The following is a 21,716-nucleotide window of genomic DNA, read 5'->3' on the forward strand; positions in this document are numbered from 1 at the left end:
CATGGGCATCACGATCACGAACACGTACGGCACCGCGCACCACGTCAGCGACACCAACCCGGCCCACGTCACCAGCTGCGACCGCTACCGGTTACCGCTCGTCGGCACCATCGCCCCGGGAAACCCCGGCTACGAGGACATGGTCGACATCCTCAAGGACAACGGCCACGACACCCGCCCCGACGGCTACGGCCTGATCTTCCTGGAGTCCGAGGAATTCAGCGCCACGTACTTCGGTTCGATCGCCCAGATCGAGCAGTACCAGCGCGAGAACACCGCTGGCACCGCGACCTTCGACGCCTCACAGGGCGTCATGTACGCCCAGTGGCCCCACGGCAAGGGCTGGGAGACCTTCCTCCCCCGCACCTTCTGGAACGTGGCCGCGCGCGGCGCCATCGCGGACGGCGTCGGCCTGGTCACCGCCTTCGCACACACCGAGATCCCGGGCGCCGAGGTCATCGTCTACGAGTTCGAAGGCAAGTGGCTCCCCGACAGCGAGCCGCAGCAGCTGATCACCTACCACTGCACCGGCTGCCACATGGACACCTTCCACGACTGCGGGCACGTCCACGAGAACACCGGCCCCAGCAGCCGCCGCTGGGCCGCCCGCCAGGCCCGCCAGCACCTCATCAGCGCCCACCGGCACGGCGTCGGCGACAAGAACAGCGACTGCCGCCCCAACAAGGGCGAGATGCTGCGCGCCGTGAACGCGGCCGCCCGCGAGATGTGGGGCACCACGGGCAACGCCCTCCCGGACACCGACGACGCCTACTGCGCGACCAAGGGTCCCTGCTCGATCATCCGCGAGCTGCGCGCCGGAGTCCGACCGCCCACCTACCGCGCCTGACGGACGCTCCGTGCCGCCCCGGCCTCTGCGCACGACGGAGGCCGGGGCGGTCGCGGTGGTCCCCCAAGCACGGAAAGGAGCTGGACGTCATGCGCCGATACGAGGTCGACGTCCCGATACATCACGCAACGGACCAGGAGCGGCGAGGTCTTCACGTCTTCACCGGCTACGCCGCCGGAGAGGACGAGGCCCTGGCCGCCGCGCGCAACGCCTACGACCGGGCCGTGCAGCACATGTCCGCCGGCCGCCCGGCCCCCGACGACTCCAGCAACGGATGGGCCGCGCGCGGCCTGCGTCCCGACTGGGTCCTGGACTGGCACAAGGCCACCACCACGGCGTGGGTCAGCCCCAACAGCCTGATGTGAATTCGCCCCGGGACAGGCGCTCTAGGCGTGGAAACCGTCGCCTGCCCCGGGTTCCCCATCCCGTACGAGACGAGAGGGAGACACCAGTATGGACTCCGTCCTGCACACCACGGGCCGAATCGGCCCACGCACCCTCCTGATCACCGCCGCAGCCGTCCCGCTGACCGGCTGGGCCGTCCACGCGACGGTGCTGCTCAAGCAGATCGCCGCCAAGGAGAAGGACCCGTTGACGGGCCTGCTGCGCCGCGACGCCTACACCGCCCGCGCCCGTCGGGTCCTGGCCCGCCACGGCGACGACACGGTGCTGGTCATGGTCGACGCCGACCACTTCAAGCAGATCAACGACACGATGGGCCACCCGGCCGGGGATGCCGTCCTCGCCGCGTTCGGGGCCCGGCTCACCGCGTGGGCGGGCCCGCGCGCGTCCGTCGGCAGGCTCGGGGGCGATGAGTTCGCCGTGGTCCTGGAGCTGAAGGCCGGCCGCCGCGCGCAGCGCCTGGAGCAGCTGGTGCGGATGCTGCACTCGCCGGTCGCCCTGGACGACGGCCGCACCGTCGACGTCGCCGCCTCGGTCGGCGCCGCGGCCCCGGCCTCGGTCGGCTCCCGCGACCTGACCGTGTTGCAGAGGGCCGCCGACGCCGCCCTGTACGACGGCAAGCACTCCGGCCGCGCCGTCCTCGCCACGCGGCAGCACGCCACGGTGCCGTCCATCAACGGCCGCCGCGCCGGCCGTCCGGGCACGGCGGTGTGGGGGCGGGCCGCATGAGCGCCGCGACCCTGCCCGAAGGCGACTGGATCCGCGGCATCAGCATCCGGCAGCCGTACGCGGCCTGCATCCTCGCCGGTGCCAAGACGGTGGAGAACAGGCCCGCCCGGTGGCGGACCGGCTGGGTGCTGCTGCACACGAGCCGGACCGTCGACCGGGCCGCCCTGCGCGTCCCGCTGATCGGCCGCACGATCCGCGACCGCGAGCTGGTCACCGGCGTGGTCGTCGGCGTCGCCCGGATCACCGACTGCCACCAGGACCTCGAGGAAGCGCCGCTCTGTTCGGAGTGGGCGCACCCGGGCGCCTGGCACCTGGTGCTCGACGACGTCCAGGAGCTCCCCCTGCCCGTCCCCGCGCGCGGACAGGTTGTCCCGTGGAAGCCGAAGCCGGACCTGCTGGAGCGCGTGTTCCAGCAGCTGCCCGACTTCCGGCCGTGACCACCCGGGGCAAGAGGAAGCCGCCGTTCGAGCCGGGCCTGGTCCCGGCTCCCGGCGCGCTCCTGGAATGGCGCGACAGCCAGCACTTCGACCGCTGGCAGGACCGCCCCTGCGTGCTGTGCGAACAGCCCACGCCGATGCGCTCCCACTCCGGGGAGCCCGTCCACAAAGCGTGCGCTGAGGAATGGATCGCCGCGAACCCCGTTGAGGCCCGCCTCGGCCGGTTCGCCTCCGACACCCAGCCCAAGAGCACCCAGCGCGCCACCCACGCCTGAACCCCTCCCCCTCGGAGGTCCCCATGAGCAGCACCGACCGCGACGTCGACCACGCTCTCGCCTACCCCGAGCCGCCGGCCTCCCCGCTCTGGCACCGCCACGGCGCCGCGAAGGCCCGGCCCCTCACCCCCGCGCAGCAGAAGCGCAACGCCGAGCTCCTGGTGCTCGCGCAGCGCACCCCCCGACCCCGCTCCCCTCGCCCCACCCAGACCCTTGCGGAGGCCAGCTGATGGACACCACGCACTGCGCCGTCGACGGCTGGGTCGACGCGATCCCGGCCCCCGGCCCGCACGGCACCGCCTCGTTCGACCTGACCGTTCGTCCCGTCGACGCGGACACCCTCCCCGAGGACGCCCCCGACACCGTCGTCTCCTGCACCGCCAAGGACGCCGGGATCGTCCACGAGCTGCTGACCCGCATACAGCCCAGCGACCTGCTGCGCGTCACCGGCACCCTGGTTCAGCCGTCGGCGCCCGGCGAGCCCGCCCGGCTCACCGTGGACGTCCTGGAGGTCCTCGACACCGCGCTGGTCCCCGTCCTGGGCGAGATGGTCATCGACCGGTACGGCAACTACTTCGTGATCTTCGACGGTGACACCGACACGGTGCCCGTCTTCACCGCGTGCGGGCAGTGGGTCGGCCTGGCCGACAACCCCGACGCCATCACCACCCTCATCGACATCCACGAGCGCGTACACGGCGGCGATGCGTGATGGCGACCGCCGCGCAGCCCCGCACCGTCCTGGAACGCTTCCCCGCCGGCCACCCCCGCGGCTCCTGGCCCGCCGACGAATACGCCGCCGCCCAGCGCGCCCAGGGCACCGACGCCCACGTCGTGATGGACCTCGGCAGCGACCAGTTCCTCGTCGTCACCGACACCACCACCCGATAGCCCGACCAGCTGAGAGGCGCACATGACCGAGACCGAGACTGAGACGTTCGAGACCATCCGCTACACCGCCGACGTCGTCGTCCTGACGCCCGGCGGCGACATCCTGCTGATCGAGCGCGACTGGCCCCCGTTCGAAGGCCACTGGGCTTGCGCCGGTGGACACGTCGACCCGGGGGAGACGAGCCGCCAGGCCGCCGCTCGGGAGCTCGCTGAGGAGACCGGGGTCCGCGTAGCCGCCGGCGACCTGCGCCAGATCGGCGTCTTCGACCAGCCCGGCCGCGACCCGCGCGGCCGGTACGTCACCGTCGCGTACCTGGCCACCGTCCCCGCCGACACCCCGATCATCGCCGGGGACGACGCCCGCACCGCCCGCTGGTGGCCCGTAAACGGCCTGCCGGACCGGCTGGCGTTCGACCACGCGCAGATCCTGAGCGCGGCCCTGACCCTCACGGCCCACCTCACCCCGGAGCAGGAGTCCACCCGATGAAGCGACCCTCCCTCTTCCGCCGCTGCGGGAACGCGCCCGGCGCCCTGAGCCCCGAGGACCAGGCCGTCGTCGACCAGTTCCGCGCGACGCTCACCGCCCTGCGCAATCCCGAGCCCTGGACGCCCGGCAGCGCCCGGGACATCGCCGTACGGGTCGGCCCGTTCATCGAGCGCGCCCACACCCGGCCCGGCGACGACCACGGCCCCGACCTGATCGCCGTCGCCCTGGTCCACCCCGACACCCCGCACGCCGGCGCCTACCTCCACGGCCGCCAGCTCGGCTACGCCAACCGCGGCTGGCTGCGCTGCGAGACGACGTCGATCCCCGGCTTCTGGCAGCCCGGCTACACGATGCTCACCCACGCCGCCGCCGGCCTGACCCTGCCCGACGACATCGGCATGCAACCCGCGCACTACGCCCTCTACATCGAGGCCCGCAAGCGCGACGACAGCCTGGACGGCTACACCCTGCTGCGCCTCGGGCCGTACACCCAGACCCGGCACGCCCAGCAGGACCACGACCGGATCACTGCCGCGCTTGACGGGCGGGAGACCACCCTCGTGCCCGGCTATCGCGTCGGCGTGCGGTACGCGCCGTTCGACGTCAGCGACCACCAGTTGTTCGCCGACCCGTACGAGGCCGACGCCGTCGCCCTCCTGGACGCCGCCGTCGCGGGAGTGAGCGCGTGACCGCCCGAGGCCGATGCACGCCTGCCTCCTGACCCCGACCACCACGAAGGCCCGTACCCCCTGCGGATGCCGCAGGGGGTACGGGCCTTCGTGCGTTTCCGGGCCTAGCTGATAGCTACTTTCCCGCGTGAAAGTAGCTATCAGCGGTGCGGAAAGCCCAGAGCTGTCGCGACTTTCGCGTAGTCCTGAGCCGGTCGGGAGTTCGGCGAGAGGATCGGCACCGCGCACTCGTTGCGGTAGATCTTGGTCGCGACGCCGGACCAGTGCACTGGCGGCAGCAGTATGTCGCCGTACTCCTCCTTGAGCTCGTTGAACGTCTCCCAGTGCTCCTCGGTCCCGAACGATGCTGTGGGAGCGGCGCAGGCCATCACGTACTTCATCTGCGGCCGGATCCCCCGCCGCTGGTACATGCGGCGTTCGCTGATCTCCTTGAGCTTCTTCTCCAGCCGGACCAGCGCGTCGGCCTCCTTGTAGGTGCACAGCACCGGCGGGATCACCGCGCCTTCGGTCTCGTCGTCCAGGAGCACGAGGGCCGTGACCGTCAGGCGGCCGTACGTGGCCGGCGGGTCGATGAGGACGACGTCGACGTCGAACTCCTCCGCCAGGTCGTCCAAGCCGTCCTTGAGCCAGAAGACGTTCCCGTCCTCAGCGTTGAGGATCCGCTCCGCGTCGTCGATGTCTGGGTGATCGAGGTCGCCGGGAGCGATCCAGACGTTCGGGATCTCGGTGAACGAGTCGTCCCCGTCGCCGTCCGGATCGGTACGGTACCGGGCCTGGACGATGATGTCCTTGAGCTGCGCCTTGTCCGCCATCACGTCGGTGAGGCTCTTCTGCCCCGGCTTGAACACACGACGTCCCAGCACCCGGGTGGCGTTGCACTGCGGGTCCAGGTCGATGACGAGGACGCGGTAGCCGCGCAGGCCCAGCTGCACGGCGAGGGCCGTGGTGGTGGACGTCTTGGCCGTGCCGCCGGCCTTGAGGGCGAAGATGAACACCTTGTAGGCGCGCCTGACGTTCTGCGCCCTGGTCTTCGCGAGTGTGCTGGTCATCTGGTCTCCGTGGAGGCTGAGCCATCCTGTCGGGGGCGGGCGGTCACTGTTTCCCGCGTGAAAGTAGCTCCACCTGCTGCTGCTCCCACTCGCTGAGCTGGTACGAAGCGCGGCTGGTGGCGAGGAACTGAATGTGCGCGACGTCGCGAGCGTCCCACGCCCGGTCCGGCTGAGCGGCCCGTACTTCGTCGGCGGCCAGGCCGATGGCGAAGGCGGCACGGTGCATCAGGCCGGAGTCCTCGGACGCGGCGACGGCCGTGAAGTAGTCGGCGGGACGCTTCTTGCTGGACGGCCCCTTCTTGAGCTCCACCAGCCACCCGTGGGCCTTCGCCGCGGCCTGCTTCCACTCGTTCGGGTTGAGCACCATGGTGACGAGCCGGGCGTTCGACTCCGCCCCCTTCGCGAATCGCTCCTCAGCGAGCAGCAGCCGGCACGCCAAGTCCCGCTGGTCCGCCGCAGCCTTGCGGAGCACCTCGGGATCGACGGGCGGCGAGACCGGCGAAGCGGCGGCCGCGGCTCCATCGGTCGTGTCGATGACCGCGACGGCGGCCGGTGCGCCAGCGGTCTTGCTCTGCGCCGCCTCACCGCCTTCGCTGGGAGCCGTCACCGGCTTCGGCGCCTCACCGGGAGGGGCCTGGTTCTCCCCCGCCTGGGTGGTGCTCTCCTCTCGCGGTTCCGGCACGGCCACTGGGGCGACGAGCGACTTTCCCGCGTGAAACTGCTGCTGCCCCTCCAAGGCCACCCGGTTCTTGGCGGCCTCCACGGACAGCTTCTCGTCCCGCATCAGTTGCCAGCCGCGCAGCTGGAGGGAGTGCGCCTCCGGGGAGTCCTTCTTCCCGTCGGCGCCCTTGAGGATCGAGAGCGAGTAGCCAGCGCGCATCGACAGGTCACCGACGTGAATAGCCTGCTGGACTTCTTCGGGGAGCTTGAGGAGCGCGAGGTACTTCGACACCGTCCCCGCGGCGGATCCGGCCCGCTCGACGACCTCGTCGAAGCTGAGGGCCCGGTCCTCGTCCTCGTGGACGCGCTGACGCAGCAGGTCGATCGCCAGGGCCTGCTCGATCGGCGACAGCCCGGAGCGGCTGTTGTTCTCGGAGACCAGCTCTTCCTCGACGCGGCGGTTCCGGGCGATGTCATCACGGAGGACCGCAGGCATGACGCGCCCTGTCGCGAGCGCAGCGGCGTGCCGTCGGTGACCAGGCCCGAGGATGAAGGTCCGGTCGGGGTGCTTCACCCTGGAAGCCCACTGCGGATAGAACTCCATGAAGACCTTGGTGTGCATCACGATGCCCGGCGTGTGGACACCGCGCTCGCCTACGTCCGCGATCATCGAGTCCATGTCGCGCAGCTCAAGGCGCATGTTCATCGGGTTGGGCGAGATGGTCTCCGGATCGAGCTCCAGGAGCTCGCCGTCCTCGGGAGGCAAGGCGTGGATGTCCTGGCTGCCCGTAAGGCCGGCCTTCTCGCGGTCGGCTCGCAGAGTGCCGCTACCGCCGCCCTCGCCCTTCTTCGCACGCTTCGGCCGAGGCAGCGGCGTCGTCATCTTGTCCTCCGGGGTGGTGCAACCTGTCGGACCGAACCCTAGCGGGCAGCGTCCCCGGCCTCAGCCAGACCGGATCGGTTTCCCGCGTGAAAGTAGCTGAGCGGACCCCAGGTCAGGGGCCGGTGAGGATGTTGTGGGTGCCAATGCGACGCCAGATGACATGGGGTGTGCCAGGACGTACTGCGGCCCCGTATTCCCACGTTGCGCGTCCTGCGGGGCCGGCGCCCATGGACCAGGTGAGCTCGTAGACGTGGGGGAATCCACTGACTTGCTTGATGCGAAGGCCGGCGCGGAAGCGTCCGTCGGCGCGCAGGTCGTGCACGAAGGCGCTGACGGCCCGGCAGAAACGCTGCCGCTGTTCGGGGGTGAGGCGGCGCAGGTCGTTGTCGAATCGGGTCTTGGTCTCGTAGGTGGGCACGTCGGTCCTCCAGGCGGCAAGAAGCCCCCGGCTTTCGTTGCCGGGGGCGGAGAGTGGGTGACGCGGGGCAGGAGTGCGGCGTCCTTGGCCGCTGAGTGGGGGAGAGGTACGCAGTAGGGCGCTCGTTGACGTTGGAGTCGTCTACTTGCGGTTTTCGTGGTGTGTGGGGCGGGTGTGGCGGGGTGGCCGCGCAGCATTTACATGGCTCCGCCGGGCGGGCGCGGTGCCTTCGGAAATGCCCGCTGGGCGGGATCGGCCGTGAACTTCCGGTGAACTGTCCCGCCCCACGGGATCGCTCTTTTCCGCAGGTCAGAGCCGGTGTCCCCTGTGGGGATGCTGAGTGTCGCGAAGGTCCAAAGGCGTAACGCGTGGCGTTACTACGTGCGGGGAGTTGCCTTCGGGGATGGTCGCCGCCCGGTCGGCCTGTCCCTCAAGGACGCCCAGGAGATGGCCGGTCTCCCGCCGGGGCGGTGGTTGGGCCGCGGTCTGGCCGCGCTCGGGCTCACCGAGGGCTCGGAGGTCTCCGAGCGGCAGATGGAGCTCGCCTTCGGGCAGGGCCGCCACCCCGATGCCGACCGCATCGAGCAGCACCTCCTGGACGACGGCGCCGACGCGGCCACCGCCCGGCGGGCGACCGTGCTCGGGCAGCCGATCGAGGAGATCGAGGCCCGCAAGCAGACCCCGCTGCTTGCCCTGGACTTCACCTTCCGCCCGCAGGCGTCCCTGCACGTGCTGTGGGCGCTGGGAGACGCCCACACCCGCCGGGTCATCGAGCGGGCGCACGAGCGGGCCATCGCCAGGGTGCTGCGCTGGCTCGAGGACGAGGTCGCGGAAACGAGGTGGTCCTCCGGCCGCGGCCGCGCGAAAACGCCGGCCCTCGTGGTCGCGGCCTTCCGGCACAACGACAACCGGGATGGCTTCCCGCTCCTGCACGAGCACTGTCTGATCCTCAACCGTGTGCAGCGCCTGGACGCTGACGGTGATCCGGTGTGGGGCGCGCTGGACACGGTTCGGCTCTACCGCCATGTGGTGGCCGCCGGAACGCTGTACACCCTCGCGATCACGACCGAGGTCTGCGAGGAGCTGGGTCTGGCGACCGTGCCCCGGGAGGTGACGCCGGGCCTGCGCCCCGTCATGGAGATAGCCGGTGTCGACTCCCAGCTCATCGACTGGTCGGCCACCCGCCGCCAGCAGATCGAGGACGCCCTGGAGGGCCTGACCTACAAATACGTGCAGAAGCACGGACGGCTGCCCGGCGAGAAGGCCCGCGAGGGTCTCGGGTGGTGGGCGGCGCAGGAGACCCGCCGTGAGAAGAAGACCCCACGCCCGCTGGAGCAGCTGCTTGCGTGGTGGAAGGCGTCCGCGCTCCTGAAGTTCGGCCAGCAGATGGTCGACGGGCTTCTGCAACGCTGCCGCGCGGCGGGGGCGGCAATCCGCGCCCGGGTGGACCCGCACGTCGACGTCGTCCTCGCCGCCGTCGACGTCGCCGCGGTCGTCTTCACCGTGCGCGGCCGGTTCGCCCGCCGCCACGTCTTGGCCGAAGCGCGCCGGCACCTGCTGGAGACCCTGCGCGGCCGCGAGTTCACACGCGGCCTGGACGACTACATCGCCAGCCGCGCCCTGTCCGACCACGGCCGCCAGACCACCGTTCCCCAGCCCGGCCGCCGGGCCCCGGCCGCCGACCAGATCTTCTACACCGCCGACTTCCCCGAGCCCGACCCCTGGTTCATCGCGGGCACCGACGGCAAGCCGCCCCGGGAGTCGTCCCGCTACGAGCGGGCCCGGGTCGCCAGCCTCGCCGTACGCAACGCGATCCGCGCCACCCGCACCACGGCCCCCGGGCAGGACGACGCCCCGACCGCGACGTCGGCCGCCGCGCACACCGGCGAGCAGCACCACGACCCGGCATCAGCCCCACCGCACGCCGTCGACCACCCCGGCCGGGACGCCGCCCTCACCCCGGCGCAGCGGGCCGCCGCCATCCACGCCCACCAGCAGGCCGCGATGCCCGAGGAGTACCTGGAGGGCCGCACGACCGACGCGGCGACGTGGCTGCGCACACCGAAGAACCTGGATCGGCTCGCCGCCATCACCCACGCCACCAACGCCCGCCGCCGCGCCTACGAGGACAAGAAGCCCCCGGCCGCGCCCGACGTCCCGGACGACGGCCGCCGCCAGGAGCACGAGCAGCAGAACCAGCAGCCCGGTCACGGCCAGGGCCCCGGTCCCCGGCCGTGACCGCCCGACGGGACGCAGCCCGAAGCCACCGCGCCAGCACCCGGCACGCACCCAGCACCCCGGCCGCGGAGACATCAGGGCGCGGCGAGAGTACGGGGACCGCCCCCGTGAACGAGGAGGAACCATGGTCGACCTGATCCTGATACAGCTCTCGCCGAAGCAGCGGGAGCGCCTGGAGCACCTCGCCGACGCCAGCCGGCTGCGAACGGCGCCGTACCCGTCGCCGAAGCCGCGGCCCGTCCGGCGCCGCTCCCGGCAGTACCCCGGAGGCCGGCCGAACCCGTGGCGCACCGCCCGCCTTCGCCGCCGCTACTTCTGGTGAGTGGACACGGTGGACCCCACCGCGCACCCGGTGGGCGCGATGGACGGTGTGACGCCGGGGGAGTGGAGCCCACCGTCGGGATCCACTTGAGGGGAGTGGAGTCCACCGCGGAGTGCACCGGGGGGGAGCGGGCTCCACCGCGACATCGGGTGGACTCCACTCCGGTGCACCCGGCAGGTGGGAGGTGCGGGACATCGAGGCATCCGGTGCGCGCACCCGCTCCGGCGGTGCGCACCGTGCGGTGACGATGAACGGCATCGTGCGCACCGGTGCGCGCACCGACGATGTCGCCCACCGCCGGGCACCGCACCGGTGCGCATCGCGGTGCGCTCACGGAGGTGACGGTGCGCGCACCGGTGGGCCCTGGTGCGCGCACCACATCCTCGGTACGCGCACCCAGCGCACCGCCTGTCCGGGCCGGTGCGCACCACTTGGCCGCCCCACCGAAGCGCGCCCACCGGACCCACCCCCGCACCCGTTCCGTGTGATCTGCCGCACAGATGGGACGCGCATAACGTGCATATGGGATTTCGGCAGGACCGAAGTCAAGGGGGTGTGTGATATGGGGACTTCGCTCGATCCGGGCCCTCGTCGCAGCAGCCCGCGCACCGCCCGGACCGCGCCGCACGCGCCATGAGGCGTACGACCAGGCCGTGGTGCGCGCACCTGCCGGCCCGCCCGTACGGGCCGGTGCGCGCACCGACCGCACCACGATGCGCACCCCCACTTCCGGCGATGCGCACCACCGCACCCGAGGTGCGCGGCGGGCGCACCACCGGCCCGGGAGTGGACGCCATCGTGCGGAGTGGAGCGCACCCGATGGCCGCCACCGCATCCGATGTCCGCACGATGCACCGCATCCGATGCACGACATCGCGGTGGGAGTGCCCTGCATCGCCTCGGGAGTGCACGACATCGCGAGGGGGAGTGCCCGGCATCCGATGCTGTGCACCGGATGCCGGGCCAGTCCGGGAGGGTGCATCGTTCCTTGACCGCGTTCGCTACCTGCGACATCCCGCCCGAACAGGACAGCGCCCGGGGAGGAGAAATCTCCGTCCCCGGGCGCCGTCCCGGATCCTGCTGAGCTCAGGACGCCGCGGCCGCCGGCCACCGGGCGGCGTCGCCGCGGACGTCGGCGAGGAACTGGCTCACCTGATCGACCTCCTGCATGATTTCGATCAGGAACCCGGCCGCGATCCACGCGGTGTGCGCCCCGGCGCCGCTCGCGAGGCACCACCGCTTGAGGTACCGGCTCGCCACCGTCACCAGCTTGTCCATGACGTACGCGGACTCGCAGTCGGCGTGCTCGTCGGGCACGACGGTGATGTAGTCGGCCAGCAGCAGCGCACCGAACTCACCGATCAGCCGGGCCAGCTCGGGGCCGTCGGCGTGGAACGCCGCGAGCGCGGCCTTCTCCTCCTCGCTGCCCTGCTCCTGCCAGACCAGCTCCACGTAGTCGGCGGCCTTCCGGATCTGCTCCGGGGCGAGCTGGGGCAGCTGCGGCGACGTCGTCTCCATGACGAATCCCTTCCTGTACGGGCCGCGCGCCTGCTGCGTCCGGCCTGCTGGTCACAGCCTCGGAGCCAGGGCCTGTGGACAGAGGAACGGTGCGCACCGTCGCGTGGCCGGGCGGTGTGGCGTCGGCCACGGGCAAATCGGTTGCGCAAGCCCCAACGCGCCGAAAGCGGACGCCGGTCGGGTGGAGTGCCGGACGGCGGGCAAGGGGTGATCGAGCAGGGTGGCATCTGTCCCGCACGCGAGACAGATGCGCGTGGGACGGATGAACCACTGCCCACCCCGGCCCGGCCGGGAGGATCGAGGACCTCGTGCCCGCACCCGCCCCTGCGCTGTCCCCGGCCGTCCCTTCCCGCAGCGGCGCCAGCAGGGCACGATGGAGTCCTGCACGCCGCGAGAGTGCCGCCCCGTGGGAGGCGTCCGTGACCGGCTCGCAGCGGTGGGCAAGCCCCGGTGAGCTCCTGCCGCCGCCGCTTGCGTTCCCACTGCCGAACCCACTTCCGTGCCCAACGTCCGGCCGTTCGGCGTTTCCCCTTGTCAGAGCCGGTTTTCGTACCCTTCCCGGATTGTCACAACCCTCTTCTCTACTCCTGAACCTGGAAGGAAAGGCTGGGGAGGAGATCATCGGGTCCGGGGGGCGGCCGCCAGCGGCGGCCGGGATCACGCCGTCGGCCGCGGTGCGGCCTGTGCTGTGGGGAGGGCGATCCTGATGGCGGGGAAGAGGAAGACGAACGAGGCGGGATCGACCAACGACCTGCGCGCGGATGTGCTGTCCGTGCTCGGAGTGCTCAAGGTCGCGACCGCCGATCAGATACAGCGCCTCGCCTCGCCGCACCTGAGCTACCGCCACACGCTCAAGGAGACGCCGGCCAAGCGGAAGGAAGCGCGGACCGCCTCCCATCGCGGGGCGGCGACCGATTTGCGGCGCCACGGCCTGGTCGTCGACGGCGGCCGTACCCGGGGCAACGAGGAGGTCCGCATCCTCACCGCGGCCGGGCTGGCCGCCGCCGCGATCGACCTGGATCGGGAGCCGGAGGAGATGGGCGGCATGCCCAAGGGCGCCGGCCGCTCGGGGGCTTCGCACCCGATGACGGTGAACGAGACGGTCATCGCGCTGATCCGCCCGAAGCCCGACCTCGACCTGGTCGTCGGGGAGCCGGCCGAAGCGGTCGCCGCCGCGCAGGCCGCCGTCGAAGCACCGGACGGGATCGGCTCCCTCACTTCGTACGCCACCGAGGTCGCGCTCCCGGTGAAGGGAACCTGGAAGAACCCCGCGGTCGGCAGCGCGCGGGCCGACGTCGTCGTGACCGCTCCCGGTGACGGGGTGCCGCTGCTGTTCATCGAGGCGGACAACTGCACCGAGGAAGCGGTCCTCATCGCCGCGAAGTTCGACAAGTACCTGCGGTTCTTCCGCCGGCTGGAGAAGGACACCGACGGCGAAGAGAAGCCGATGTGGCGCACCCGCTGGTCCGCGCCTGCCTGGGAGGGCTACGAGCGGGTGCACCCGCCGGTCCTGCTCGTCTTCCACGAGGTCGGCAAGCGCTCCGCGAAGAAGCAGATGGAGAAGGTCGCCGACCTCACCCGCTCCCACTGGCAGGGCCGGTGGTACGCCGATGGCGGCTACCACTCCTACGACGGGTGCATCCCCATCGTGGCGACCACCCTGGAGCGGCTGCGCGAGCACGGCCCGGCCGGGCCCGCGTTCTGGCGTTACGGCCGCGACCGCCTGGAGCCGCTGCACGACGCGATCGGCAACCATCGCCGGGACGTCTACATGGCCCGCCGCCGCGCGGCCGCCCGAGAAGAGGAGCGACACCGCGAGGAAGAGCGAACCGCGGCGCGGGAGGCGGCGCGGCCGGCGTGCGCGGACTGCGGGGCGAAGTTCACGGACGACCGGTGGCGAGCGGTCGGGTACACCCGCGACCCCGAGTCGCATAAGGACCTGTGCGAGGACTGCCAGAGCCGGGCCGTCGTGGCAGAGCAGTGGGCCGAAGCCGACGAACGTGCGCGCCAGGAGCAGCTTCGTCAGCAGGCGGAGGAAGCCGGACGTGCGGCGGCGGAAGCGCCCGTCGCGAAGCCCCGCGGCTTGTTCGGGCGTCGCCGGTAGGCGCGGGCAAGCCTAAGGGCACCCTGGGCAAGCCACCCTCGGATGGTGGCTTGCCCACCCCGGCCGGGATGGGCTGAGGTGGGCAAGCCGGGCCGGGCGGCTCGGCCCGGGGCCGGAGAAGGGAACCGTGGTGCGCGGATTCGAGACGGGCCAGACGGTCGTACGGCGCGATGTCCACCGCTCGGGCCGGGTGTGGAGCGAGCTGGCGCTGCGGGTTGTCGACGACACCGGCGAGGCGCTGGTGACCGCGTGCGTGCCCGGGGCGCAGGCGCGGTGGCCCGCTCTGTACGCGCAGGCCCGTGCGGAGGGGGACCGCGCGGTGCGTACGGAGGCGTTCGACGCGATGGCGGCGGGGGAGTGGGAGCTGGCGGCCGGGGTGTGGCAGGAGACTGACCTGCTGCTGTGGAAGCCGCCCGCGGCCTGGTTCAGCGTCAACGCCTTCTTCGTCCCAGACGGGGACGGGCGCAGGCTGCGGAACTGGTACGTCAACTTTGAGCACCCCACCCGCCGCACCGAGGCCGGCTTCGACACCCTCGACCTCACCGTGGACCTGGTCGTCGCGCCGGACCTGACCGGCTGGGAGTGGAAGGACGAAGACGAGTACGCGCACGTGCGCAGGCTCGGCATCGTCTCCGACATCGAGCACCGGGCCGTCGACGCCGCCCGCGGTGAGGTCCTGGCGATGCTCGCCGCACGCTCCGGCGTCTTCGCGCAGGCGGAGCGGTGGGCGTCCTGGCGGTGGGAGCCGGCCTGGCCCACGCCGTGTCTGCCCCGGCCGGTGGCGGTGACGTAGCGGGGTTGCACCGGAAGGGGGCTGGAGGGTTGCTTGCAGAGGTGCACGAGGAGGTGCACCGGAGGTGTGACCGTGGGTGGGACCCCCACTTTTTCGATCTTGAGCGTTATGCCTGGTCAGACCCGGTGGGCAAGCCTGTCCGCGCCGACGACACCTCTTTACCACGCGATAGCCGTGGGGTAGAGGTCTCCTTCGTTGCCCGGGGCCGGCGGCCAGTACGAGACGCTAACGAACCCGGTGCTCTACGTTCCCGCCCGCTCGGTCCCGCGACCGCGTCTCCACCCGGGAGACCACGCGCGACCGGGCGGAAAGGAACGTCACCATGACCCTCATCGAGCCCGGCTTGTCCGTACGCGACGGCTTCGCGGAGGGACCGCTCGCGGATGCCGCGCTGTCCCGCGCGGCCCGCGCCGCGCAGCTCTTCGACGAGCTCCAGGAGCAGGCGCCCACACTGACCGACGGCCAGCTGCGCGACGGCGTGCACCGAGCGCTGCGCCGCTACACCCGGGAGCAGCCGCCCGCCTGCCAGGTCGACAGCTACACCGCGCTGATCCGCTGCGGGGTGCGCATCGACTGGTCCGTACCCGAGCGTCTGCCCTGCGCCTGACGCCCGCCGGGCGGGAGGGCACCTGCGGCCTCTCCCGTCCGGCGGGAGGGTCCGGACTTTCTGGCTCCGCCGGCCTTCCGCTGTCGGCGGTGGCTGGGAGGCTGGCCGGATGAACGCCGATGACGAGCAGCTGCTGCGTGGCCGGGTGTACGGCCACGACCACGACGACCCCGACCCGGGGCCGCTGCCGCACCAGACGTACGCCGTCCTGGTCGGCGGGCCGCTGGACGGGCTGCTGCTCGACATCACCGGCTGGCGGCCGGAAGAGGTGGACGACGGGGTCGCCCTGATGACCGAGCTGGGGCGGTGGCCCGGCGGCCGGGCGCTGTACGACCCGCTCCCCGGTGCCCCCTGCCCGATCGCCGGGCCGGGTGTGGTGTGCCGCTTCCACTACTCCGGTGACACGCCCTGACCGGCGCGAGAGCGCGCCCACCATATTGAGCATCCCGCCCACGAAGGGACGGGCGTGGCGATAGCGTCCGGCCCATGACCACCACCGACTTGATCGCGGCCCTGGCGCTGGGCGTTGCGATCGTCGCCGCGATTACTGCCATCGGCTCCTGGAAGACGGCACGCAACTCCAACGGGGCCGCGCAGACTCTGTCCCGGATCGAGCAGCAGCGCCTGCACACCGATCTCACCCCCGTTTTCCGCTGCACGGTCGTGGCCAACGCGGCCCGTTCAAGCGCCATGCTGTGGGTCCATCTCGAAGGCCCGCCCGGCTTGCTGTCCCACGGCACCATCGAGATCACCGCGTCGCTGCGCAACGACAACCCGCACCGCGGCGACGCACCTCAACTCGCGGGCACCCCGACGCACGAAGAGGTCCGCGCCCACATCTGGGGGCCGTGGAAGTTCAGCGCGGACGGCCGCGACGACACCGGCCGGACGGTCGACCCGCAGCAGCTGGCGATCGGTGAGTGGACGCGATACGGCCTGACCCCCACCACCCCGCCGCCGTGGTCGACGACCACCACGGACGCCTGGCACCGTGACTACGCGAACGAGCCGGTGCGCCTGAGCATCACGGCCAGGTCCAAGGGCAGCGAGTGGACCGTGCCGTTGGAAGTTCCCGTCACCATCGAGACCCCAGCCTGACCACGACAGGTCAGGAGTCGCCGATGTGGTCGAAGCCGCGCAGCATCGGCGTCAGCTCCTGCGCGCACCCGCACAGCGTGCACAGCCGGGTCCCCGGGTTCTCCGCGACGTCCAGGGCGTGCTGCACATCGAGCAGCGGCGCGTCATGTGGTGCTTCCTCGCAGTCCGGGGCGTGCAGCACACCCCGGGCCGGGCCCCGGCCCGTACGGACCTTCGCCAGGACCCAGCCCGAAGGGCGGCGCTCCCCGAGGACCTCGCGGACCGACGACGTCGGCGGCGCCGGTGGAAGCGGCTCGGTGGGGACCTGGTCGTAGTCGACGCCGTCGACCGGGCGCACGTGCTCGGGCGCCCGGACCCACACCCGGTACTCCGCCGCCTCCACACCGCCGTCCTCAAGGTCCCGGTACGAGGGCAGGCCCACGAGGTACAGCCAGCCGGTCTCGGTCTGCCGCCGCCTCCACAGCCGCGCCACGACCTCCTGCTCCGGGTGTCCGAGCAGCGGGTCGGCGGGCAGCACGACCCGCACCGGCACCGGCTGGGCTGCGTCGTTGGAGGGCGAGGTCACGGCCCCACCGTAAGCAGCCGGGCCCGCCTCGTCCCACCGCAGGACGGGGCGGGCCGGGCGCTTGGCCTACTGCGTCAGCGGCGCTTCATGCCGATCCCGGAGGCGACGTCCTCGGACAGGCTCTCGTACGGCAGGCCGGCCTTCTCCACGATGGCGACCAGGACCTCGTGCCGGGCGTAGTGCGCGGCGTCGGTCAGCCCGGCCTCCAGGCGGGCCAGGCGGCGGGTGAAGCGCTCCATGTCGACCGTGCCGCCCTCGCGCATCGCCTTCCAGACGCGCGCGTACTTCGCCGCCCAGTCCTCCAGGGTGGCGCGGTCGCCGTCGAAGAAGCCGTCGTCGTCCAGCTGCCCGCGCATCCCGATGCTCATCGGCCGCCGCCGGTGATGCCGGGCGGCGGAGGGCCGCTGGTACGCCCAGATCTCCGCGCCGCTGCCGCCGGAGTCGACCACGAGCGATCCGGCCAGCAGGTCGAAGGCGTCCTCGATGGCGGCCGCGGCCTTGTCGATGTCGCTCGCCGGCCGCCCGCTTACGAGCTGGACGTGCCCGACCCAGCCGTCCGCGTGCTCCAGCACATCAAGCACCGCGCCGGGCAGCGGCCCGCCGGGCGAGGCGATCTCACGGCCCCAGGTCTCCTGCACGTCCGTGTCCCGCTGGCCCAACTGCGCCCGCCTGCGCCGCTGTTCGTGCTCGGTCATCGGTCCCTCTTCCCCTAGATCAGTCCTGCATCTCCTGTTGTACCGGGCGCGGCCCACAGGCGGGGCGGCTGCGGATTCTCAGGCCGGAAAGGCATCCACAGATCGCAGGTCAGGGCCCACTTTTCGCCGGGCTCTGTCCACAGGGGCGCCGCTTTACGGTCGTGTCCGCTTCCGGGTGTGAAGTGCCGGGACGCAGATCGAAAGGGCACGACCACATGGCGCAGACGAAGTTCGACAAGCAGATAGAAGCGGTGGCCGAGGCCGTGGCGTTCGGCATCGGCCGGTTCCTGGGCGGCCGGCCGATGGACGGGGTGAAGCGGACCGACGCGACGTTCTGGCGTGCGGGCACCCGGGTCCTGCCGAAGGTCGAAGGCCACGTCTCCCGGTCGTCCTACCGGGCCGGGTGGAAGCGCCTGACCTTCCGCATCAGCACGCTCGCCGCACTCGGCGCGGGCGGCTACCAGGCTGGGTGGGTCCACCAGGACGCCACCCAGGAGATCTGGGACAACCCCGGGCCCGCACTCGCTGCGCTGGAGCAGCCCGGGATCGCCGCCGCGTCGACCGCCGCCGTCGGGACCGCCGCCTACCTCGCCCTCACCCGCAAGCGCCGGGAGCTGCTGCGGGAGTGGGTGCTCCCGCTCCACGAAGCCCTCGCAATGCCGCTGCGCCTCCCGGAGCAGACCGACCCCCGCCGCTACCTCCACATCCCCCGCAACTTCTCCGAGGACGACGCGGTGATCCGCGTGGACGTCCCCGGCCGCCTGGACTTCTCCAAGGACACGGTCGTCGACATCATCACCACCAAGCTCGCCCTGGAGGGCGTCACCTTCTCCTGGCACCTGGCGGGCCGCGAGACGTACGTGACGGTCAAGAAGACCCGCAAGCCCCCGGCCAAGGCCGCCTTCAAGGACCCCAAGGTCCGCGAGATTGTGGCCGCCGCGAAGGAGTCCGCGCCCGTCATCGGGATCGGCTCCGCCGGACGGGTCGTCACCGTCGACCTGGATGCGGAGTCCCCGCACATCCTCGTCAACGCGAGCACGGGCGGCGGCAAGTCGGTGACCCTGCGGTGCATCGCCTGCCAGATGCTTCACCACGGCTCGCTCGTGTTCGTCCTGGACGCCAAGCGGTTCTCCCACCCGTGGGCGCGTGGCCTGCCCGGCGTCACCTACTGCGCCGATATCGCCGATATCCACGACCAGCTCATCGCGCTCGGTATGGAAGGCCGGCGCCGTACCCGCATCGCCGAAAACCTGGGCATCGACGCAGACCCCAAGGACATCGGGCCGCGGCTGCTGATCCTCCTCGAAGAGGTCAACGCGACGATGAAGCAGCTGGCCCGCTACTGGGAGAAGACCCGCGAGTCCGGCGACCCGAAGGTCTCCCCGGCCGTCGACGCGCTCAACGAGATCCTCTACATGGGCCGCCAGCTGCGCATGCACGTCCTCCTGGTCGCGCAGTCCGCGACCGCCCGCGCCCTCGGCGGGCCCGAGGTCCGCGAGCAGTTCTCCACCCGCATCCTCGCCCGCTACAGCGTCAACGCCTGGCGCATGCTCGCGCCGGAGGTCCACCCGGCGCCGAAGTCGACCAAGCACCAGGGGCGCGCCCAGGTCGTTTCCGGCGGGTCCGCGCGGGAGACGCAGATCCTGTTCTTCACCGAGGCCGAAGCCCGCGAGTGGGCCACCACCGGCAAGCCGGCCCCGGCCGCAGCCGACGTCCGGCCGGGCCCGGTGCAGCTGCAGAAGCCGCCCGCCGACGAGCTCGCCGACACCTTGTCCACGCCCGCCCCCGAACTGCCGCCCGCCGCCGACCCGGGCGGTCCTACGGCCCCCACGGCGCCGTCGGCGGCCGCGGCCCCGGCCGACGACGACCAGGCGGTGGGGCTGCGCCAGGCCGCCGAGCACCACCTGCCCGGCATCACCCTGGCCGCGCTGCGCTTCGCCCGTGCCAACGACCCGGCCTTCCCCGACCCGGCCGACAAGCGCGGTGCCGAACTCCTCTACCGCGTCGGCGACCTCAAGAGGTGGGCCCGCAACCGGCCCCGCGGTGCCACCGGCACCACCGATCTCGACTGACCCCGCGAGGGCCGGGTCGGAAATCCGACCCGGACGTCCACCGATCCGGACCTGTCCGCTTTCGCCGACACGATCCCCCCAGCCCTGGAGAACACCCGGTTCACCAGGCACCACAGAACAGGAACACCGCACCATGAAGAAGACCGCGCTTCCGAAGATGCTCAGCTTCTCCGCCCCCGACCTGCGCGAGCAGATAGAGGCGCTGCCCGAGGGGACCGCCCTCATCGGCATCAGCACCAACGGCCGCGCCATCGCCGTCGACCTGACCGGCGAAGCCCCGCACGTTCTCGTCTGCACCTCCAGCGGCGGCGGCAGCACCACCGTGCTGCGCTCCCTGACCGCCCAGTTCCTCCACCAGGGCGCGCACGCCCTGGTCCTCGACCCCAGGCGGATCTCCCACCTGTGGGCCAAGGGCCTGCCGACCGTGACCCACCGCGGGAACGTCGCCGGCATCCACGACGCCCTGGTCGGCCTCGGAGAGGAACTGGCGCGCCGCCTCGACCTCGACGACAGCGAGCTGGACGCCGCGCCCCGGCTCATCGTCTCGGTCGACAGCGCCTACAGCGCGCTGCGCCAGCTCACCCGTTACTGGGAGACGTTCCGGAGCAAGGACGACCCGCACATGTCCCCGGCCGTCACCGCCCTCGAGGCCGCGCTGTGGACCGGACGCGCCGCCCGCGTTCACGTCATCCTCGACGGCATGCCCGCCCCCAGCGTCCTCGGGGCGGCGCCGCACGAGCTGTTCGGCACGGTGATCCTGGCCCGGGTCACGGCCAGCACCTGGCAGCGCCTCGCCCCCCTCGCCGGCCCCGCGCCGAAGCCGAGCAAGCACTCGGGCCGCGGCCACGTCGTCCAGCATGACGAGGTTCACGAGACGCAGGCGATCCGGATGACCGACGCCGACGTCGTCACCTGGCTCACCGACCCGGACGACAACCAGAGCTGACCGAACGCCGGACACACCACGGGCCCCGGGGGATCAGCCATGACATCCCCGGGGCCCGGAATGGGTTCGCGCTGTCCAACGACCTCGCGCCCCCAGCGTCACGCGGGTGCCAGCTGCGGCTCCCCCAGTACCGCGGCGACGTACAGGCGCCCTTGACGCCGGATCCGGCCTACGGGACGGTCATTGCGCAACAACCCGCAACTGGCTTTCACCGGAGGCGATCATGGGGCTACTTTTCTTCGGCACAGACCCGAACTCGGGCGGAGGGAACTGCCCGGCGGTGTGGGTGGACACCGAAGCTGCGGAGGGGCCGGAGCTGGTGTTGCAGGGCAAGTTCGCCGACGCGGCGACCCGGGCCGCGTGCAGCCAGGACAGTCCGCCGGCGGAAGACGAGGGCGTCATCCGGCTCTCCGCGCGGATGATCGACCAGATCAGGAAGGCATGCGATGCCGCAGAAGCCGCCGGCCCCCAGCTTTGAGGACCTGCTCGACTCCGCCCAACGGCACGCCCTGCACCTGGAGCTACGCGACGCCTACGCCGTGGGGGAGGAGCGGGAGGTCTACGACACCTTCCTGCGAGACGGGAGCGTCCCCGCGTACGACTCGGCGTACTGGAGCGGGTGGCTGCCGCTGGTGGAACGGACCGTCGCCCGCGGAGTGAAGGTCCGCCGGGCCCGGATCGTCTCCGAGCCCGTCACCGACTACATCCGCTTCGAGCACGCCATCACCGACGCCAACCTCCAGGCCGGAGAGGACGTCCGCTGGCTGCCCCGCCGCCGCGCCTCCACCCTCGCCCTGCCCGGCAACGACTTCTGGCTCATCGACGACCAGGTCGTGCGCTTCAACGTCTTCTCCGGCGACGGCGAGGCCGTGGAGCCCGACCACACCGAGGACCCGCAGGCCATCAAGCTGTGCGCGGAGGCGTTCCGTACGGTGTGGGAGCTGGCTACCCCGCACGCCGACTACCGCATCTGATCTGACCCACGCACCTC

Annotated in this window: 27 protein-coding genes; 21 read left to right on the forward strand and 6 right to left on the reverse strand. The window is 71.8% G+C overall.

Annotation, left to right across the window (positions count from 1 at the left end; translation table 11 throughout):
• Position 1: 1 nt before the first annotated feature.
• From ACFVS6_RS36205 to ACFVS6_RS36250, 10 genes are all read left to right on the forward strand, one after another.
• Complete coding sequence (locus ACFVS6_RS36205) at positions 2-847, forward strand: hypothetical protein (RefSeq protein ID WP_389710794.1); 846 nt, start codon at positions 2-4, stop codon at positions 845-847.
• A gap of 89 nt (positions 848-936) precedes the next feature.
• Positions 937-1,212 carry a hypothetical protein gene (locus ACFVS6_RS36210; RefSeq protein ID WP_389710795.1) on the forward strand — a complete coding sequence of 92 codons (276 nt, stop codon included), beginning with the start codon at positions 937-939 and terminating at the stop codon, positions 1,210-1,212.
• Between the two features lie 88 nt (positions 1,213-1,300).
• Positions 1,301-1,978 carry a GGDEF domain-containing protein gene (locus ACFVS6_RS36215; protein ID WP_389710796.1) on the forward strand — a complete coding sequence of 226 codons (678 nt, stop codon included), beginning with the start codon at positions 1,301-1,303 and terminating at the stop codon, positions 1,976-1,978.
• Positions 1,975-2,415, forward strand: coding sequence for a hypothetical protein (locus ACFVS6_RS36220; protein WP_389710797.1), 441 nt, complete (start codon positions 1,975-1,977; stop codon positions 2,413-2,415). Before ACFVS6_RS36215 ends, ACFVS6_RS36220 begins: the two co-directional genes overlap by 4 nt.
• On the forward strand, positions 2,412-2,690 hold the full coding sequence (locus tag ACFVS6_RS36225; protein ID WP_389710798.1) for a hypothetical protein: 279 nt from the start codon (positions 2,412-2,414) through the stop codon (positions 2,688-2,690). Before ACFVS6_RS36220 ends, ACFVS6_RS36225 begins: the two co-directional genes overlap by 4 nt.
• A 23-nt stretch (positions 2,691-2,713) precedes the next feature.
• Entirely contained in the window at positions 2,714-2,920 is a 207-nt protein-coding gene (locus ACFVS6_RS36230) for a hypothetical protein (RefSeq protein ID WP_389710799.1), read from the forward strand.
• Positions 2,920-3,402 (forward strand): hypothetical protein, encoded by a 483-nt coding sequence (locus ACFVS6_RS36235; RefSeq protein WP_389710800.1) that lies wholly within the window; start codon positions 2,920-2,922, stop codon positions 3,400-3,402. Before ACFVS6_RS36230 ends, ACFVS6_RS36235 begins: the two co-directional genes overlap by 1 nt.
• Entirely contained in the window at positions 3,402-3,581 is a 180-nt protein-coding gene (locus tag ACFVS6_RS36240; RefSeq protein WP_389710827.1) for a hypothetical protein, read from the forward strand. The genes ACFVS6_RS36235 and ACFVS6_RS36240 overlap by 1 nt, the downstream gene beginning before the upstream one ends.
• Positions 3,582-3,603: 22 nt before the next feature.
• The gene (locus ACFVS6_RS36245; protein WP_389710801.1) at positions 3,604-4,068 is read left to right on the forward strand and encodes an NUDIX domain-containing protein; all 465 of its coding nucleotides are present in this window, start codon (positions 3,604-3,606) and stop codon (positions 4,066-4,068) included.
• Positions 4,065-4,757: a hypothetical protein gene (locus tag ACFVS6_RS36250; RefSeq protein WP_389710802.1), complete on the forward strand. Its 693-nt coding sequence runs from the start codon at positions 4,065-4,067 to the stop codon at positions 4,755-4,757. Before ACFVS6_RS36245 ends, ACFVS6_RS36250 begins: the two co-directional genes overlap by 4 nt.
• 140 nt (positions 4,758-4,897) lie before the next feature.
• On the opposite strand, the gene ACFVS6_RS36255 is transcribed toward ACFVS6_RS36250, so the two are convergent.
• The 3 genes from ACFVS6_RS36255 to ACFVS6_RS36265 all read right to left on the reverse strand — a co-directional run bounded on the left by ACFVS6_RS36255 (position 4,898) and on the right by ACFVS6_RS36265 (position 7,767).
• Entirely contained in the window at positions 4,898-5,806 is a 909-nt protein-coding gene (locus tag ACFVS6_RS36255; RefSeq protein ID WP_389710803.1) for a ParA family protein, read from the reverse strand.
• Between the two features lie 43 nt (positions 5,807-5,849).
• On the reverse strand, positions 5,850-7,349 hold the full coding sequence (locus tag ACFVS6_RS36260; protein WP_389710804.1) for a ParB/RepB/Spo0J family partition protein: 1,500 nt from the start codon (positions 7,347-7,349) through the stop codon (positions 5,850-5,852).
• 112 nt (positions 7,350-7,461) lie between these two features.
• Positions 7,462-7,767 carry a hypothetical protein gene (locus tag ACFVS6_RS36265; RefSeq protein WP_389710805.1) on the reverse strand — a complete coding sequence of 102 codons (306 nt, stop codon included), beginning with the start codon at positions 7,765-7,767 and terminating at the stop codon, positions 7,462-7,464.
• A gap of 333 nt (positions 7,768-8,100) precedes the next feature.
• Between ACFVS6_RS36265 and mobF the strand changes: the two genes are divergently transcribed.
• Positions 8,101-10,005 carry a MobF family relaxase gene (gene mobF, locus ACFVS6_RS36270; RefSeq protein WP_389710806.1) on the forward strand — a complete coding sequence of 635 codons (1,905 nt, stop codon included), beginning with the start codon at positions 8,101-8,103 and terminating at the stop codon, positions 10,003-10,005.
• Positions 10,006-10,129: 124 nt separating this feature from the next.
• Positions 10,130-10,327 carry a hypothetical protein gene (locus ACFVS6_RS36275; RefSeq protein ID WP_389710807.1) on the forward strand — a complete coding sequence of 66 codons (198 nt, stop codon included), beginning with the start codon at positions 10,130-10,132 and terminating at the stop codon, positions 10,325-10,327.
• Between the two features lie 1,086 nt (positions 10,328-11,413).
• On the opposite strand, the gene ACFVS6_RS36280 is transcribed toward ACFVS6_RS36275, so the two are convergent.
• Positions 11,414-11,845, reverse strand: a complete 432-nt coding sequence (locus ACFVS6_RS36280; protein WP_389710808.1) for a hypothetical protein — start codon at positions 11,843-11,845, stop codon at positions 11,414-11,416.
• 706 nt (positions 11,846-12,551) lie between these two features.
• Here ACFVS6_RS36280 and ACFVS6_RS36285 point away from each other — a divergent pair.
• The 5 genes from ACFVS6_RS36285 to ACFVS6_RS36305 all read left to right on the forward strand — a co-directional run bounded on the left by ACFVS6_RS36285 (position 12,552) and on the right by ACFVS6_RS36305 (position 16,447).
• Positions 12,552-13,949: a replication-relaxation family protein gene (locus ACFVS6_RS36285; RefSeq protein ID WP_389710809.1), complete on the forward strand. Its 1,398-nt coding sequence runs from the start codon at positions 12,552-12,554 to the stop codon at positions 13,947-13,949.
• A 130-nt stretch (positions 13,950-14,079) separates the two neighbouring features.
• On the forward strand, positions 14,080-14,742 hold the full coding sequence (locus ACFVS6_RS36290) for a DUF402 domain-containing protein (RefSeq protein WP_389710810.1): 663 nt from the start codon (positions 14,080-14,082) through the stop codon (positions 14,740-14,742).
• A gap of 322 nt (positions 14,743-15,064) precedes the next feature.
• The gene (locus ACFVS6_RS36295; RefSeq protein ID WP_389710811.1) at positions 15,065-15,349 is read left to right on the forward strand and encodes a hypothetical protein; all 285 of its coding nucleotides are present in this window, start codon (positions 15,065-15,067) and stop codon (positions 15,347-15,349) included.
• A 109-nt stretch (positions 15,350-15,458) separates the two neighbouring features.
• Positions 15,459-15,761 carry a hypothetical protein gene (locus tag ACFVS6_RS36300; RefSeq protein WP_389710812.1) on the forward strand — a complete coding sequence of 101 codons (303 nt, stop codon included), beginning with the start codon at positions 15,459-15,461 and terminating at the stop codon, positions 15,759-15,761.
• 74 nt (positions 15,762-15,835) lie between these two features.
• A complete protein-coding gene (locus ACFVS6_RS36305; protein ID WP_389710813.1) occupies positions 15,836-16,447 on the forward strand; it encodes a hypothetical protein in 612 nt (203 codons plus the stop codon).
• 10 nt (positions 16,448-16,457) lie between these two features.
• Here ACFVS6_RS36305 and ACFVS6_RS36310 read toward each other — a convergent pair whose 3' ends face one another.
• The gene (locus ACFVS6_RS36310; RefSeq protein ID WP_389710828.1) at positions 16,458-16,979 is read right to left on the reverse strand and encodes a DUF6233 domain-containing protein; all 522 of its coding nucleotides are present in this window, start codon (positions 16,977-16,979) and stop codon (positions 16,458-16,460) included.
• Between the two features lie 107 nt (positions 16,980-17,086).
• Positions 17,087-17,707 (reverse strand): hypothetical protein, encoded by a 621-nt coding sequence (locus ACFVS6_RS36315; RefSeq protein WP_389710814.1) that lies wholly within the window; start codon positions 17,705-17,707, stop codon positions 17,087-17,089.
• Positions 17,708-17,922: 215 nt separating this feature from the next.
• Here ACFVS6_RS36315 and ACFVS6_RS36320 point away from each other — a divergent pair, with 215 nt between their 5' ends.
• From ACFVS6_RS36320 to ACFVS6_RS36335, 4 genes are all read left to right on the forward strand, one after another.
• Positions 17,923-19,779: a pRL2-11 gene (locus tag ACFVS6_RS36320; protein WP_389710815.1), complete on the forward strand. Its 1,857-nt coding sequence runs from the start codon at positions 17,923-17,925 to the stop codon at positions 19,777-19,779.
• A gap of 133 nt (positions 19,780-19,912) precedes the next feature.
• On the forward strand, positions 19,913-20,725 hold the full coding sequence (locus ACFVS6_RS36325; protein WP_389710816.1) for a hypothetical protein: 813 nt from the start codon (positions 19,913-19,915) through the stop codon (positions 20,723-20,725).
• 223 nt (positions 20,726-20,948) lie between these two features.
• On the forward strand, positions 20,949-21,203 hold the full coding sequence (locus ACFVS6_RS36330) for a hypothetical protein (protein ID WP_389710817.1): 255 nt from the start codon (positions 20,949-20,951) through the stop codon (positions 21,201-21,203).
• Positions 21,172-21,699, forward strand: a complete 528-nt coding sequence (locus ACFVS6_RS36335) for a DUF6879 family protein (protein ID WP_389710818.1) — start codon at positions 21,172-21,174, stop codon at positions 21,697-21,699. Before ACFVS6_RS36330 ends, ACFVS6_RS36335 begins: the two co-directional genes overlap by 32 nt.
• Positions 21,700-21,716 lie beyond the last annotated feature (17 nt).

Origin of the sequence: Streptomyces sp. NPDC057939, from assembly GCF_042887545.1 — a bacterium.
Classification (GTDB): domain Bacteria; phylum Actinomycetota; class Actinomycetes; order Streptomycetales; family Streptomycetaceae; genus Streptomyces.